Origin of the sequence: Streptomyces sp. MMBL 11-1, assembly GCF_028622875.1 — a bacterium.
Lineage (GTDB): Bacteria > Actinomycetota > Actinomycetes > Streptomycetales > Streptomycetaceae > Streptomyces.
Genome location: NZ_CP117709.1, coordinates 1,558,177 through 1,573,418, shown reverse-complemented (window position 1 = coordinate 1,573,418; position 15,242 = coordinate 1,558,177). Strand labels below are relative to the sequence as shown.

Here is a 15,242-nt window from a genome sequence, read left to right as displayed (position 1 = left end):
CCCGCCCCGGCGCCGCCCGTCACCGGACCGGCGGCCGGCCGCCCACCGTGGCCACGGCCACCGCCCCCGCCCGGCAGCCCTCGGCCGCCGCGGCCAGGTCGTCCGCCCCGGCCAGCAGCGCCGCGAGGAACCCGCCGGTGAACGCGTCGCCCGCCCCCGTCGAGTCGACCGGCTCGGGCACCGGCGGGGCGGGGACGCGGCCGACGACCTCGCCCCCGGCGGCCACCACGGCTCCGCGCGCCCCCAGGGTGACGACGACGCGCGGGAAGTGCCGGCTCAACTCGGCCGCCGCGGCCTCCGGTCCGGGCAGCCCGGTGAGCAGCCGGGCCTCGTCCGCGTTCGGCAGCAGCAGCTCCGCGCCCTCCGCGAACTCCAGGAAACGCCGGGGCCCCAGCTCGCCGAGGAACCCGGCCGACGCCGGGTCCACGCTCACCGGAACGCCCCGCTCCAAGGCGGTGCGCAGCGCGAGGAGGGCGGCGGCCCGGCTCACCGCGGCGAACAGGAGATAGCCGGACAGATGCAGCCTCCCGACGCCGTCGAGCATCGAGGGCGCGAAGTCCTCGACGGCGAGCCGCAGTACCGCCCCGCCGTCGGTCAGGAACGTGCGCTCGGCCGCCGCGTCGACCAGGGCGATGACGGTCGCCGTCGGGAACGCGTCGTCCACCGCCAGGAACGCCCGTACCCCCGCCCGCTCCAGCTCCTCCCGGTGCCAGTCGGCCGACTCCGCCCCCGCCCTGGCCAGCAGCCGCACCTCCGGGCAGCCCGAACGCACGGCCCAGCAGGCGACGTTGGCCCCGGCGCCGCCCGCCAGCGTACGGATCCGGGCTGCCGTGTCCGTACCGTGGGCGAGCGCCGATCCGTACCGCGCCACCACATCCGTCACCACGTCCCCCACCACCAACAGCCCATCGCCCGCCGCCGGACGGTTCACCGGGCGTCCGCCGCCGCGACGGCGATCCGCGCCGCGAGAGCCACGTTCCCGCGGACGGCCGCCAGGTTCGCCTCCAGCGACGCGCCCCCGGTCCGCCGCGTCAGCTGGTCCAGCAGGAAGGGAGTGACGCCCTGCCCCGAGACGCCCCGCTCCCGGCACGCCTCCAGCGCCTCCGCCAGCACCCGGTCGTGCAGTACGGGATCCAACTGATCCCGTTCCGCCACGGGGTTGGCGACGACCAGCGCGGCCGGCGGGCCGCCCAGCGCCTCCTTCGCCCGGATGACCTCCACCACCTCCTCGGGGCTGTGCACCGTCCAGTCGACGGGTTCGCCGGAGCTGCTCAGGTAGAAGCCGGGGAAGTGTCCGGTGCCGTGGCCGACGACGGAGACGCCGAGGGTCTCCAGCCGCTGGAGGGTCGCCGGGATGTCGAGGATCGACTTGACCCCCGCGCAGACCACGGTGATCCCGGTGCGGGCGAGCAGCCGCAGATCGGCCGACTCGTCCTGGCTCTCGGCCCACTCCCGGTGTACGCCGCCGAGCCCGCCCGTCGCGAAGACGCCGATCCCCGCCCGCGCCGCCAGGAACGCCGTCGCGGACACCGTCGTCGCCCCGCTCGCCCCGGCGGCGAGCGCCGGGGCGAGATCGCGGTGCCCCAGCTTGCGTACCGCCGGGTCCCCGGCGATCCGCCCCAACTGGCCCTCGCTCAGGCCGATCAGGGCCCGCCCGTCCAGGACGGCGATGGTGGCCGGGACGGCGCCGGCGGACCGGACGAGCCCCTCCAGCTCCCGGGCCACGGACAGGTTGCGGGGGCGCGGCAGACCGTGCGCGATGATCGTCGACTCCAGCGCCACCACGGGCAGACCCGCCTCCAGCGCGGCGCGCACCTCTGCCGAGAGCGCGGGTTCGTAGGCGTCCGGCTCAGGGTTCTTCGTATCCGCGGGACGTCGGTCCGGTGGGTTCTGAGGCATGCCCCCATCCCTGTCGCGGCCGGGAGGGGCGCAAACCACGGACGGTGGACCGGTGGCGGGTCCTGGCCGCGGGGTGGCCGGAAGCGGTCGCTAAGGTGACCGGCCATGACGACACATGACCAGCTCCCCGCCTCCTTCGCCGTGCACATCCCGGACGCCGAACTCGTACCGGAACCTCTCGATCCGGCGCAGATCGTCTCGGGCGAACCCGTGGTGACGGGCAAGGTGCTGTGGGAATCCGCCGACGGCAAGCAGCTCCGGGGGATCTGGCAGATCACCCCCGGCGTGGTCACCGACACCGAGGCGAACGAGCTGTTCGTGGTCGTCGGCGGACGGGCGACGGTCGAGGTGGAGGGCGGGGCGACGCTGGAGATCGGTCCGGGGGACGCCTGCGTCCTGCGCGAGGGCGACCGGACGACCTGGACGGTTCATGAGACGCTCCGCAAGGCGTACCACATCAGCCTCTGACGGCCGTTGCTCGTAGCTGTGGCCGCCTCTACGGCGGTTGTGGGGGCGGCAGTTGCGGGGCGGTGGCTGTGGCACCGGCGGCGGCGGCCGGGGTGCCGGTCCGGCGGGTGTCAGCCGCTGACCGCTCCCGGCCGCCGCAGGCTCCGGCGCAGGGCGATCGCGGCGACCGGCAGCAGCAGTGCGGCGCCGATCGCGTTGAGGGGGCCGTACCCCCACTGGGCGACGATCACCCCGGCCGCCGCCCCGCCGACGGCCGCCGCCGCGTTCATGGTCAGGTCCGACAGCCCCTGCACCGCGGCGTGGGCGGAGCGCGGTACCGCGTCGGTGAGCAGCGCCGAACCGGCGATCATCCCCGCCGACCAGCCGAGGCCCAGCAGGAACAGGCCCGCGGCGGTCTGCCCGTGCCGGGGCCCGGCGGTGCCCGCGAGCAGCGCGGCGCAGCTCAGCAGTCCGACGGCCAGCCCGATCACGGCCAGCCGGCCGAACCGGTCGGCCAGCCACCCCATCACCGGTGAGAACGCGTACATGCCCGCGATGTGCCCGCTGATCACGAGCCCGATCAACTGGAGACCCGCGCCGTGCCGGCCCAGGTCGACCGGGGTCATGACCATGATCGACACCATGGCGGTGTGCGACACGGTGACCGTCAGCAGGGCGAGCCGCGCCATCGGCGACTCCCGGACGGCCTCGATTCCGGCGCGCAGGGAGCGCTTCGGCGGCCCCGCCGGGCCCTCCGGGGCCAGGGCGCGGGCGGTGAGGAGCGGATCCGGACGCAGCGCGAGCGCCACGACCAGCCCGGCGAGCAGGAACACGGCTGCCGAGCACAGATACGGTCCGGCGGCCTCGGGCACCGGCGTACCGCGGAACAGCCGGCCGGCCGGGGCCGAGATGTTGGGGCCCACGACCGAGCCGATCGTGGTGGCCCAGACGACGGTGGAGATCGCCCGCCCCCGCCGCTCGGGCCCCACCAGGTCGGCCGCCGCGAACCGGGCCTGGAGACCGGCCAGGGACCCCGCGCCGAACGCGGCCATGCCGAGGAGCAGCAGCGGGAAGCTGGGCAGCACCGTGGCGAGGACCACCAGGCCACCGCCCAGCGCACCGATCAGATAGGCGAGTGTCAGACCGGACCTGCGGCCCCGGGTGGCCATCAGGGCGGCCAGCGGCAGCGACAGCAGCGCCGTGCCGACGACGGACGCGGTCGGCGCCAGCCCGGACAGCGCCGGTGACCCGCTCACCTCGACGGCCAGTATCGGGGCCAGGGCGATGCCGACGGCCACGCCGAGGCCGCCGAGTATCTGGCTGACGATGAGCACGGCCGACGTCCGGCGCTGAAGAGCGGGCAGACCGGCGGCCGTGACCGGGGGGAGGGAGATGGGTCGCGTCACCGGCGCAGTGTGTCACCGCCCGGCCGCCGCCGTTCACCCGGGAGGGTGAACGGATCCCGACGGTGACCGGTCGGGCACGACCTAGAACAGCGGCTGCGGCAGGACCCCCTCCAGCGCCAGCAGCCGCCGCTTGGTCTCCAGACCGCCGCCGAACCCGCCCAGACCTCCGTCGCTCTCCACCACCCGATGACACGGCACCACCACCGGCAGCGGGTTGGCCCCCATCGCCGCGCCCACCGCCTGCGCCCCCTCCGGCCGGCCGACCCGTGCGGCCAGCTCCCCGTACCCGACGACCGTCCCGTAGGGCACCCCGGACGCCAGCTCGCGGAGCACCTCACGGTGGAACCCGGAGGTCAGCGACCAGTCCAGAGCGAGGTCGAGGTCCTGCCGCTCGCCCGCGAAGTACGCCGCGAGCGCGCTTACGGGCCCGGCGAGCCGCGCGGAGGCGGGCGCCTCCACCGGCTCCGCGCCGAACCGGGTCCGCAACCGGTCGAGGACCGCGTCCCGCACGGCGGGGAGGGCATGGAAGGACACGCTCACCAGACCGGACCCGGTCGCCGCGAGCAGCAGCGGGCCGACGTCGCTGTCCACGACGGTCCACTCGACGGCCGGCCCGGCACCGGTCCCGTAGCTGTTCATGCCGACCACCGTACGACCCGCCACTGACAGCGGCGGGCCCGTCGGCGGAAAACCGACGGGCCCGCCCCCCTGCCCGCGTCAGCTCGTCGCGTCGCGCACCACGTCGGGGAAGTTGGTGATGATGCCGTCGACCCCGTAGTCGCGGGCCTTCACCGCGTCCGCCGCCTTGTTGACCGTCCACGTGTTCACCCGCAGACGCTTGCCGTGCGGGCCCTTGAGCCGCTGGACGGCCGCCACGTAGTCGGCGCCGATCGTCGCGTACGAGGGGTTGATCTGATCGGTGAACGCCGCGTACGAGGGCAGGTCCGCCACCGCGGGCGTGCCAAGGAAGCCGGTCGTGATGTCGGGGCGCAGGCTGTGCACCTTCCTCACGCTGTCGGCGCCGAAGCTCTGGATGACCAGCCGGCTCCGTACGTGGGAGCGGTCCAGCCACCCCGACCGCCCCAGGACCTGGATGATGTCCCGCTCGATGCCCGGGTAGGTCGCCGGGCTCTTGATCTCCAGGAGCAGCTTCTGCCGGTTGCGCTCCATCCGGTGCAGGAACTGGGTGAGCGTCGGCACCCGGGCCCCGGCGAACCGCGCTCCGAACCAGCTGCCCGCGTCGAGCTTCGCCACCTCCGCCGCGGTGAAGTCCTTGACCGCCCACGGGGCCCGGTCGGGGAAGACCTGCTCGGCGTCCGTCGTGCGCTTCAGGTTGGTGTCGTGCAGCACGACGAGCACGCCGTCCCGCGTGCGGTGGACGTCGTTCTCGACCCAGTCGATGCCGAGCGCGTCGGCGGCGTCGACGGCGGCGAGGGTGTTCTCCGGCGCGTAGCCCGACGCCCCCCGGTGGGCCACGACGACCGGGGCGTCCCGGCGCTCCGGAGCCTCGGGCCGGTCGGCGGGCAGCAGCAGAGCGCCGGCGCCGAGCAGGGCGGCGGCCGTGGCGGAGGCGGTGGCGGTGCGGACGAACACGGGGACTCCTCACGTCGGGAGTGTGCGGACACGCAGAGAGTGACAGCGGCCCGCCAACGCCCGGCGGGGCGGCGATGGCCGCGAAATGAACGGAACCTTCGAACCCGGGGCCACCGCCGGAGCAGGGCACCCGGCTGTGCCGATAAAATGTGCTTTCTTTGTCTGCCTGCCGGGACTCGCCCCTTAAGGACCCTCCTCGACCCCGGGCTTTCTCGAAGGGCGTACGCGCATGCAAGGAACGGTCGACGGATTCACCTACGGCCTGGTGACCCCGGTCGCGGCTTTCCTCATGGCCGCCCTGGGAGCCGCCCTCGGACTCCGCTGCACCACCCGGTCCCTTCACTCCGCTCGCACCTGGCGGGCCGGCTGGCTGGCGCTGGGTTCGCTGTCCATCGGCTCCGGGGTGTGGACCATGCACTTCGTCGCGATGACGGGCTTCACCGTCCGGGAGACGCCGATCTCCTACGACAAGCCCCTCACCTTCGCCGGCCTTGCCGTGGCCGTGGTGATGGTCGGCATCGGCATCTTCATTGTCGGGTACCGGGGCGCGACCCGCATGGCGTTGATCACGGGAGGCACCATCACCGGCCTCGGTATCGCCTCGATGCACTATCTCGGCATGGCGGGCATGCGCATGGCCGCGAGGTTCGCCTACGACACCCCGCTCGTCGTCCTCTCGGTGCTGATCGCCGGATGCGCCGCCACGGGCGCCCTGTGGGCGGCCGTCACCCTCCGGGGAGCCCTCTCCGGTATCGGCGCGAGCATGTTGATGGCCGTCGCCGTGACCGGGATGCACTACACCGGCATGGCCGCGCTCGACGTGCACCTGCATCTGCCGCCCACCCTGCCGTCCGACCTGGCCGACGTCCTGCCCGGTGAGCGGCCCGCCGAGATGATCGGCCCGATGCTGGTCGGCCCCGGCTGCTTCCTGCTCCTCGCCGCCGTGGTGCTCCTGTTCGACCCCCGGGCCGTGACGGGCGGGGCCGCCCCGGACCCACGGGCCGGGCTGCGCCCGCGGAGCACCGGCCGGGAGGGCGCGGGAGGGGCCCGGTACCGCTGATCCGGGGCCGTTGTCAGTGGCGAGCCGTACGGTGGATGCATGCGGCCCGTTTCCAAGATCGAACGTTCGGTGGCGCCCTTCGAGGTCGTCAGTCCCTACCAGCCCAGCGGCGACCAGCCGGCGGCCATCGCCGAGTTGGAGCGGCGCATCCGCGCGGATGAGAAGGACGTCGTCCTGCTCGGCGCGACCGGCACCGGCAAGTCGGCGACCACCGCCTGGATGATCGAGAAGCTGCAGCGCCCCACCCTGGTGATGGCGCCGAACAAGACCCTCGCCGCCCAGCTGGCCAACGAGTTCCGTGAGCTCCTCCCGAACAACGCGGTGGAGTATTTCGTCTCGTACTACGACTACTACCAGCCCGAGGCGTACGTCCCGCAGTCGGACACCTACATCGAGAAGGACTCCTCCATCAACGAGGAGGTCGAGCGGCTGCGCCACTCGGCGACGAACTCGCTTCTCACCCGGCGCGACGTCGTCGTGGTCGCCTCCGTCTCCTGCATCTACGGCCTCGGCACGCCCCAGGAGTACGTGGACCGCATGGTCCAGCTCAAGGTCGGCGAGGAGATCGACCGCGACCAGCTGCTGCGCCGCTTCGTCGAGATGCAGTACAGCCGCAACGACCTGGCGTTCACCCGCGGCACCTTCCGGGTCCGGGGCGACACCATCGAGATCTTCCCGGTCTACGAGGAGCTCGCCGTCCGGATCGAGATGTTCGGCGACGAGATCGAGGCCCTGTCCACGCTCCACCCGCTGACCGGCGAGATCATCAGCGAGGACCCCGTGGTCCACGTCTTCCCCGCCAGCCACTATGTCGCCGGGCCCGAGCGTCTGCAGAAGGCGGTCAGCGGCATCGAGCAGGAGCTGGAGCAGCGCCTGGCCGAGCTGGAGAAGCAGGGCAAGATGCTGGAGGCCCAGCGTCTGCGCATGCGCACCACGTACGACATCGAGATGCTCCACCAGATCGGCACCTGCTCCGGCGTAGAGAACTACTCGATGCACTTCGACGACCGCGCGCCCGGCACCGCCCCCAACACCCTCCTCGACTACTTCCCGGACGACTTCCTGCTCGTCCTGGACGAGTCCCACGTCACGGTCCCGCAGATCGGCGCGATGTACGAGGGGGACGCCTCCCGGAAGCGGACCCTCGTCGACCACGGCTTCCGGCTGCCGTCCGCGATGGACAACCGGCCGCTGAAGTGGGAGGAGTTCCTGAAGCGGATCGACCAGACGGTCTACCTCTCCGCCACCCCGGGGAAGTACGAGCTCTCGCGCGGCGACGGGTTCGTCGAGCAGATCATCCGCCCCACCGGCCTGGTCGACCCCGAGGTCGTGGTCAAGCCCACCGAGGGCCAGATCGACGACCTGGTCCACGAGATCCGCGAGCGCGTCGAGCGCGACGAGAGGGTCCTGGTCACCACGCTCACCAAGAAGATGTCGGAGGACCTCACCGACTACTTCCTGGAGCTCGGCATCCAGGTCCGCTATCTGCACAGCGACGTCGACACCCTGCGCCGCATCGAGCTGCTGCGCGAGCTGCGCTCCGGCGAGTACGACGTGCTCGTCGGCATCAACCTCCTGCGCGAGGGCCTCGACCTCCCCGAGGTGTCCCTCGTCGCCATCCTCGACGCCGACAAGCAGGGCTTCCTGCGCTCCGGCACCTCGCTCATCCAGACCATCGGCCGCGCCGCCCGTAACGTCTCCGGCCAGGTCCACATGTACGCCGACAAGATCACTCCGGCCATGGCGCAGGCGATCGACGAGACGAACCGCCGCCGCGAGAAGCAGATCGCCTACAACACCGAACGGGGCATCGACCCGCAGCCGCTGCGCAAGAAGATCAACGACATCGTCGCGACCATCGCCCGTGAGGAGGTCGACACCGAGCAGCTGCTCGGTACCGGCTACCGGCAGGGCAAGGAGGCCAAGGCGCCGGTGCCCGCGCTCGGCGGCAAGGCCGCCAAGGGCGGGGCGAAGGGACGGGCGGCCTCGCCGGGCGCGGTTCTCAGCGACCGGCCCGCGACCGAGCTGGCCGGGATCATCGAGGAGATGACCGAGCGGATGCGGGCCGCCGCCGCGGATCTGCAGTTCGAGGTCGCCGCCCGGCTGCGCGACGAGGTCGGTGAACTGAAGAAGGAACTGCGTCAGATGAAGGAAGCGGGTCTCGCCTGATCCCGGTGACCCGCCCGGCGCGGGATCGCCACCGACGGGTGCTGGTCCCGCGGCGGTTCCGGAGTGGATTCCGGCGAGGACGCGGGCGTGGATTCCGTGGCGCCGGGCCCACCACGCCGGGTGTGTTGCAAGACCGACACGAAAACGGACCGAGCCTGCTGCCGCCCGGGGTGGAATGCGTAGGGTGCGGGGAAACCGCACACGGATGGTTGCGGGGCAATGCCGAGAGGGGACAGCGCGTGACGGTCAATATGACCAAGGGTCAGGCCATCAGCCTGCAGAAGAGCGACGGGGGGACCCTGACCGCGGTACGGATGGGGCTCGGCTGGCAGGCGGCTCCGCGCCGTGGCCTGTTCGGTTCGCGCACCCGCGAGGTCGACCTGGACGCCTCGGCGGTGCTCTTCGCCGAGAAGCAGCCGGTCGACGTCGTGTTCTTCCGCCACCTCATCAGCGATGACGGCTCGGTCAAGCACACCGGGGACAACCTGGTGGGCGGCGCCGGCGCCGGCGGCGACGACGAGGCGATCCTCGTCGACCTCCAGCGCGTACCGGTCCACATCGACCAGATCGTCTTCACGGTGAACTCCTTCACCGGGCAGACGTTCCAGGAGGTCCGCCACGCCTTCTGCCGCATCGTGGACGAGACCAACGGCCAGGAGCTCGCCCGGTACACGCTCGACGGCGGCGGCCAGTACACCGCCCAGATCATGGCGAAGGTGCACCGCGCGGGCGGCGGATGGCAGATGACGGCCCTGGGGAACCCGGCCAACGGCCGCACGTTCCAGGATCTGATGCCGTCGATCCTCCCGCACCTGTAGGACCCGCACCGGTCCGGCGGGGCCGACACCGCGACGGCCGGGCGCGGCTCCCGGAGGCACCCGCCGCCGGGAGCCGCCCCCGCACGCGGCACGCACAGGACCCACACGCGCGACACCGGGCCACGCACGCCCGTACACGGTCACGCACGTACACGGTCACGCACGCACGGCATCACAGAACGCGGCATCGCAGGACGCGGCATCGCACGGCACCGCGCCCACGCGCGCGGGCCATCGTCGAGGGGGACAGGGCAATGACGGCCGAACTGGTCCGGGGGCAGAACCACACCTTGCCCCAGACCCGTCTGGAGATCCGGGTGTCGGCGGGCACGCCCGTCGTGGCCGGGGCCACCCTCGGCGACGAACGGGGCACGGTGCGCGGCGTCGAGTGGATCGCCCACCCCGGCTCGCCCCAGCTCCCCGGTCTTGAGGTCTCCCAGCAGGCGGCGGCCGACCACCGCCTCGCCGTCGACCTGGAGGCGTTGCCCGCCGGCGTCCACCGGGTCACCGTGCTGCTGGCACTCCCCGTCGGAGCGGGCGGCCCGGCACGGTTCGGCGCCGTCCCCGCCCCCTTCGTCGCCGTCACCGGGCTCGACGGCGCCGAGATCGCCACCTTCACGCTCACCGGCCTGGACGCCGAGTCCGCGGTCAGCGCCCTGGAGATCTACCGCCGCCAGGACGCCTGGAAGGTCCGCGCCGTGGGACAGGGATACGCCGGCGGGCTCGCCGAGATGCTCGCCGACCAGGGCGTGGCCGAGGCCGCCGGACTGGCCGGATCCATTCAGGAGGCCGTCAGCCGGGGCATGTCCCGCTCGGTGACGCCGCCGCCCCGGCCCCAGGGAGGCGACCGCGTACGGCACACGACGGGCGCCGCGGACCACCGCCCGCCCGCACCGCCCCCGGCCCCCGAGCCGCTGACCGACCCGGCCGCCACCCCCCGGCCGCACCCCGCCCAGGGTCCGGCCGCCGCGTCACCCGCCTCCGAGGGCCCCATCAACTACGCGCACCCGCGGCGGCAGCACACGGCACCCCCGTCGCCCCCGCCCACCGCGCCCCCGGCCCAGCCCGGACAGGCCGCGCAGCCGGTGGCCGGGGACGCCACCGGCTGGTCGATGGACGAGCGCCTCTACAACCAGATCTGGGGCATGTTCGAGGACCTGGCCCGCGCCGTCGCCGCCTACCGCTCCGCCGTGGACTTCGCCGAGTCCCGCATGGACCAGGAGATCGACCGGGCGCTCTCCGACCCGCGCAACCGGATCGGCGGGGCGGGCGACCGTGCCCGCGAGGCGGCCCGCGCCAAGCGCGACGAGCTGGCCGCCCGGGCCCGGGAGGCCCTCGACCGCGATCTGGCCCAGCTGGCCGCCGAGGCGGCCGTCGTCGAGCCCGCGCTCCCGGCCGCGTACGCCGGATGGGCCAACCCCGTCTGGCACGCCCACCAGGTCCCGATGGAGATACCGATGGCCCTGCGCATCGGCGACCTCCACCTTCCCGAGCGCACGGACCTGCGCGTCCCGCTGCTCGTCCGGCTGCCGCTGGAGCGCGGGATCTGGGTGGACAGCGGACGGACGGCGTCCGAGGCGGCCGCCCCGATGGATCCGGACCGGCTGCGCCGACTGGCCGTGGAGACCGCGGTCACCCACGCGGCGCGGCTGCTCGCGGTGTATCCCCCCGGTGAGTTCTCGGTGCACGTCATCGACCCGGCGGGCGCCGCGGCCGGTCCGCTCGCGCCGCTGGTCGACGCGGGCGTCCTCGCCGGACCGCCCGCCGCCGGGCCGGGGGGAGTGGCCTCGGTCCTCGCCCACCTCACCCGGCGGGTGGACCTGGTGCAGATGGCGGTGCGGGCCGGGGCGGCCGATGCGCTCCCGCCCGATCTGGACACCGGCGAGCAGCTCCTGGTGGTCAACGACTTCCCGCACGGCTTCGACGACCGGGCCGTCACCCAGCTCCGCTATCTCGCCGACGAGGGCCCCGCGGTCGGGGTGCACCTCCTGATGGTCGCGGACCGGGAGGAGGCCGCCGCCTACGGGCCGGTGCTCGATCCGCTGTGGCGTTCGCTGCTGCGGATCACCCCCGTCGCCGACAGCCACCTCGCCGACCCCTGGGTCGGGCACGCCTGGACGTACGAGCCGCTGACCGTCCCGCCGGGCAGCCGCGTCCTGGAACAGGTGCTCGCGGCGGTGGCAGCCGCCCGCCGAGCCGCCGGCCGCTGATGAGCAGCGCCACTGACCTGGGGTTTTGACGATCTCTTTACCTTTCCCTTTACCTACCCTTGGTGATGCCTGTACTGTTTGGGGAACGGAGGGGAGTACTCCTTACGCGACGTCCCGTCAATACGGACCGTTATCGGTCCCGGGGCGCCGGCCCAGGCGCGCACACCGCGTGCGGGGTGGAAGAGACCTCCGGCAGCGACGACGCTGATCAGTAGCCGTAGCGAACTGCCGGAGGCGCAGTGGACGTTTCATGGACCCTATGGGCTGTGACCATTCTTGGTCTGTCAGCCCTGATCGCCGTCGACTTCTTCATCGGGCGCAAGCCCCATGACGTGTCGACCAAGGAAGCCGGAATCTGGACGATCGTCTGGATCGTGCTGGCCATCCTCTTCGGAGCCGGTCTCGCGGTCTTCGGTGAGACCCAGGCCTCCGGCGAGTTCTTCGCGGGATTCATCACCGAGAAGTCGCTGAGCGTCGACAACCTCTTCGTCTTCGTCCTGATCATGGCGAAGTTCTCGGTGCCCTCACACCTCCAGCAGCGTGTGCTGCTCATCGGTGTGCTGATCGCCCTGGTGCTCCGGGCGATCTTCATCGCCGCCGGTGCCGCCGTGATCGCGAACTTCTCGTGGGTGTTCTACATCTTCGGTGCGTTCCTGATCTACACCGCCTGGAAGCTCATCCAGGAGGCGCGTGCCGACGAGGAGGACGAGGAGTTCGAGGAGAACCGTCTCCTCAAGAAGATCGAGCACCGCTTCGGCGTCGCCGACCAGTACCACGGCACGAAGCTCTTCATCCAGAAGAACGGCAAGCGCATCATGACCCCGCTGATGGTGGTCATGCTCGCCATCGGTATGACGGACGTGCTGTTCGCGCTGGACTCCATCCCGGCGATCTTCGGCCTGACCCAGGACCCGTACATCGTCTTCACGGCCAACGCGTTCGCGCTGATGGGTCTGCGTCAGCTGTACTTCCTCATCGGCGGTCTGCTGAAGAAGCTGGTCCACCTCAGCTACGGCCTCTCGGTGATCCTCGGCTTCATCGGCGTCAAGCTGGTGCTGCACGCCCTGCACGAGTCCGGGGTGCACGTGCCCGAGATCTCCATCCCGTTCTCGCTCTCCGTCATCTGCGGCGTCCTGGTGATCACCACGATCACCAGCCTGATCGCCAACAAGAAGCAGGTGGCGGCCGAGGCGGAGGAGGCCGCGAAGGCCGGGACCGCCGGTCCGTCCGACGAGGAGAGCAAGAGCGTCAACAACTGACCCGGGGCCGCCCCGGGCGGCACAGGGACACACCGGCAGCGGCCGGGGCGGTAACGGCGAAGGCCGTCCGCTCCGGCCGCTGCCGTGTGCGTGTGGGTACCTGCGGTGGGTGGTGTGCGCGCGGGCTACCAGCCGCGGGCGCGCCACTCGGGCAGCTGGGGCCGCTCGTCGCCGAGCGTGGTGTCGTGCCCGTGGCCCGGATAGACCCACGTCTCGTCCGGCAGCCGGTCGAACAGCTTCGTCTCGACGTCGCGCAGGAGGCTCGCGAACGCCTCGGGGTTCTTGTTCGTGTTCCCCACCCCGCCCGGGAACAGCCAACCCGCTTGGTAGGTAATATGTCAACTGTGACCAACTGCTTGCTGTACGCGAGGATCAGCGAGGACCCCCGGGAGCAGGAACGGGGTGTCAAGCGCCAGGTACAGGACCTCCGGGCCTACGCGCAGGCGCGGGGCTGGACCGTCCTGGAGACGTTCACCGATAACGACATCTCCGCCTACAACGGCGAACAGCGACCCGACTACGTGAAGCTGATCGCCCGGGTCGCGGAGGGCGACATCGACGTGGTCGTGGCCCTCCACCCATCCCGGTTGTGGCGACGACGGGTCGAGCGGGCCATCGCCATCGACCTGTTCCAGCAGCACGGGATAGCCGTCGCGTTCGAGACCGGCGGGTACTTCGACTGCACCAAGGCCATCGAGCGTTCCCAGCTCGCCCAGGTCGGTGAGTCCGACACCTTGGAGTCCGAGGTCAAGGCCGAACGGGTAGCGCGCGAAGCTCTGTCCCGGGCGGAGGAAGGCCGGGCGAACGGGGCCGTGTCCTATGGGTGGCGGCGTGTCTACACCTACAACCAGCAGGGGAAGGTGGAGAGCTTCCACGACGAGATCAACCCGGAGGAAGCCGAGATCGTCCGGGAGGTCATCAAGCGTCTGCTGGCGGGGGAGTCCGTCATCAAGGTCACGGCTGACCTGAACACCCGCCGGGTTCTGCCTCCGGGCGCGAACCTCGTGATGAAGAAGAAGCAGCGGGCGAAGGGCAACGAAGACGGGCTGCGGTGGAGCAAGACGTCGGTGAAGAAGCTTGCGCTGCGTCCGGCGAATGGCGGGTTTCGTCAGCATCGTGGGGTGCTGTACCCGGCGGCGTTCCCCGCCTTGGTGGACGAGGAGAAGTGGCGGCAGGTCGTGAAGCTCCTCACCGCCCCTGAGCGGTCGGTGAAGCGAGACGGCTCCAGGAAGCACCTGCTGTCGTGGGGCATCGGTGAGTGCGGTGTCTGCGCGAGTGTGCTGAGGGTTGCGACGAAGAGCCGGTACAAGCTGTACGTGTGCGACTCCATGGCGGGCTGTACAGGCCGTAACGAGGCGTACGTGGACGCATGGGTCACCGAGGTCGTCCTCGCCCGCCTGTCGCGTCCTGACGCCCTTGCCGTGTTCGGTCCGGACGAGGAGAGGATCGGCCGGCTCCGGGTTTCTGCTGACGGGATGAAGAAGCGGCTGGAGGAAGCGGCCGATGACTATGCGGACGGGTTGCTGACCCGTGAGCAGTTGCGGGCGGTCACGGTGAAGTTGAAGCAGCAGATCGCGGGGGTGGAGCAGGAGATCGAGAGGGAGACGCCGACGTTGGATCTGGCGTCGATGGGTGATCTTGTGGGTGCCCCGTTGGAGGTCGCGGAGGTGACGTGGGAGGGCTTGGATGTGGTTCAGCGCCGGGCTGTGTTGGAGGCGCTGAATTTGCGGGTGGTGATTTTGCCGACGGGGAAGCGGGGTCCTGGGTTTGATCCGGACTTCGTGAAGGTGTTGACGGCTGGTGGTGAGCCGTTCGCTTCTTCTTGAGGCAACCGAAGGAAATGTAAAGGGTTTTCCGTGACTCATAGACGGAAAACCCTTTACATGCACGGCAGATGCTTCACGTCGCCTTGCTTTCCTTCTCACGAACGTGTCTAATTCTTTTCAAGAACGCATCCGGTGAAGGCGCGGACGGACTCCCTGTTCGCGTGCGGAACTGCCTTCGGGCAGTGAGCGAGGTGTGTCGAGCCGAAAGGCGTCGGCATGCAGAAAGCGCAACCCTCCCGAGTTTTCTCGGGGGAGAAGTTCCGGGAACTCCGGAAGGAACGCGACCTCAAGGCCAGCGACATCTGGCGTGCGACGGGCATCCCGCAGCGGAGCCTGAGCGCCTGGACATGCGGCCGTAGGTCCCCCAGCTCGGAAAGCCTCATCCTTCTTTCCGACGCTCTCAGCTGCGACATCAACGACTTCTTCGTGGAGGTCGGACGATGACGCCCGAGATGCGGCAGCTGCTGCGCGAGAAGGCGCAGAAGGTTGCGGCCGACATGCCGCCCCTTACCCCCCACCAGATTGCTCAGCTCCGGAACCTGCTGCGAGGTACAC

At 71.3% G+C, this 15,242-nt stretch carries 13 protein-coding genes and 1 pseudogene; 8 read left to right on the top strand and 6 right to left on the bottom strand.

Going from position 1 to position 15,242, the window contains the following annotated elements; genetic code table 11:
• Positions 1–19 precede the first annotated feature (19 nt).
• Both PSQ21_RS06675 and PSQ21_RS06670 read right to left on the bottom strand, forming a co-directional pair.
• Complete coding sequence (locus PSQ21_RS06675; RefSeq protein WP_274029478.1) at positions 20–931, bottom strand: carbohydrate kinase family protein; 912 nt, start codon at positions 929–931, stop codon at positions 20–22.
• A complete protein-coding gene (locus PSQ21_RS06670; protein WP_274029477.1) occupies positions 928–1,899 on the bottom strand; it encodes a pseudouridine-5'-phosphate glycosidase in 972 nt (323 codons plus the stop codon). Before PSQ21_RS06670 ends, PSQ21_RS06675 begins: the two co-directional genes overlap by 4 nt.
• Positions 1,900–2,004: 105 nt before the next feature.
• Here PSQ21_RS06670 and PSQ21_RS06665 point away from each other — a divergent pair, with 105 nt between their 5' ends.
• Positions 2,005–2,367, top strand: a complete 363-nt coding sequence (locus PSQ21_RS06665) for a cupin domain-containing protein (RefSeq protein ID WP_274029476.1) — start codon at positions 2,005–2,007, stop codon at positions 2,365–2,367.
• A 110-nt stretch (positions 2,368–2,477) separates the two neighbouring features.
• On the opposite strand, the gene PSQ21_RS06660 is transcribed toward PSQ21_RS06665, so the two are convergent.
• The 3 genes from PSQ21_RS06660 to PSQ21_RS06650 form a co-directional block, all read right to left on the bottom strand.
• Positions 2,478–3,752, bottom strand: a complete 1,275-nt coding sequence (locus PSQ21_RS06660) for an MFS transporter (RefSeq protein ID WP_443334374.1) — start codon at positions 3,750–3,752, stop codon at positions 2,478–2,480.
• 81 nt (positions 3,753–3,833) lie between these two features.
• Positions 3,834–4,391: a methylated-DNA--[protein]-cysteine S-methyltransferase gene (locus PSQ21_RS06655; RefSeq protein WP_274029475.1), complete on the bottom strand. Its 558-nt coding sequence runs from the start codon at positions 4,389–4,391 to the stop codon at positions 3,834–3,836.
• A 78-nt stretch (positions 4,392–4,469) separates the two neighbouring features.
• Entirely contained in the window at positions 4,470–5,345 is an 876-nt protein-coding gene (locus PSQ21_RS06650) for a glycerophosphodiester phosphodiesterase family protein (RefSeq protein ID WP_274029474.1), read from the bottom strand.
• 229 nt (positions 5,346–5,574) lie between these two features.
• On the opposite strand from PSQ21_RS06650, the gene PSQ21_RS06645 reads away from it, so the two are divergent.
• From PSQ21_RS06645 to PSQ21_RS06625, 5 genes are all read left to right on the top strand, one after another.
• A complete protein-coding gene (locus tag PSQ21_RS06645; protein WP_274029473.1) occupies positions 5,575–6,405 on the top strand; it encodes an MHYT domain-containing protein in 831 nt (276 codons plus the stop codon).
• 39 nt (positions 6,406–6,444) lie between these two features.
• On the top strand, positions 6,445–8,574 hold the full coding sequence (gene uvrB, locus PSQ21_RS06640; protein ID WP_274029472.1) for an excinuclease ABC subunit UvrB: 2,130 nt from the start codon (positions 6,445–6,447) through the stop codon (positions 8,572–8,574).
• 239 nt (positions 8,575–8,813) lie between these two features.
• Entirely contained in the window at positions 8,814–9,392 is a 579-nt protein-coding gene (locus tag PSQ21_RS06635; protein ID WP_274029471.1) for a TerD family protein, read from the top strand.
• A gap of 254 nt (positions 9,393–9,646) precedes the next feature.
• On the top strand, positions 9,647–11,602 hold the full coding sequence (locus tag PSQ21_RS06630; RefSeq protein WP_274029470.1) for a TerD family protein: 1,956 nt from the start codon (positions 9,647–9,649) through the stop codon (positions 11,600–11,602).
• 239 nt (positions 11,603–11,841) lie between these two features.
• Complete coding sequence (locus PSQ21_RS06625; protein ID WP_274029469.1) at positions 11,842–12,861, top strand: TerC family protein; 1,020 nt, start codon at positions 11,842–11,844, stop codon at positions 12,859–12,861.
• 125 nt (positions 12,862–12,986) lie between these two features.
• Here PSQ21_RS06625 and PSQ21_RS06620 read toward each other — a convergent pair.
• Positions 12,987–13,175: pseudogene (locus PSQ21_RS06620) on the bottom strand (MBL fold metallo-hydrolase); the annotation flags it as partial.
• 30 nt (positions 13,176–13,205) lie between these two features.
• Here PSQ21_RS06620 and PSQ21_RS06615 point away from each other — a divergent pair.
• Positions 13,206–14,687 (top strand): recombinase family protein, encoded by a 1,482-nt coding sequence (locus tag PSQ21_RS06615; protein ID WP_274029468.1) that lies wholly within the window; start codon positions 13,206–13,208, stop codon positions 14,685–14,687.
• Positions 14,688–14,903: 216 nt separating this feature from the next.
• A complete protein-coding gene (locus PSQ21_RS06610) occupies positions 14,904–15,131 on the top strand; it encodes a helix-turn-helix domain-containing protein (protein ID WP_274029467.1) in 228 nt (75 codons plus the stop codon).
• The last annotated feature ends 111 nt before the right edge of the window (positions 15,132–15,242 follow it).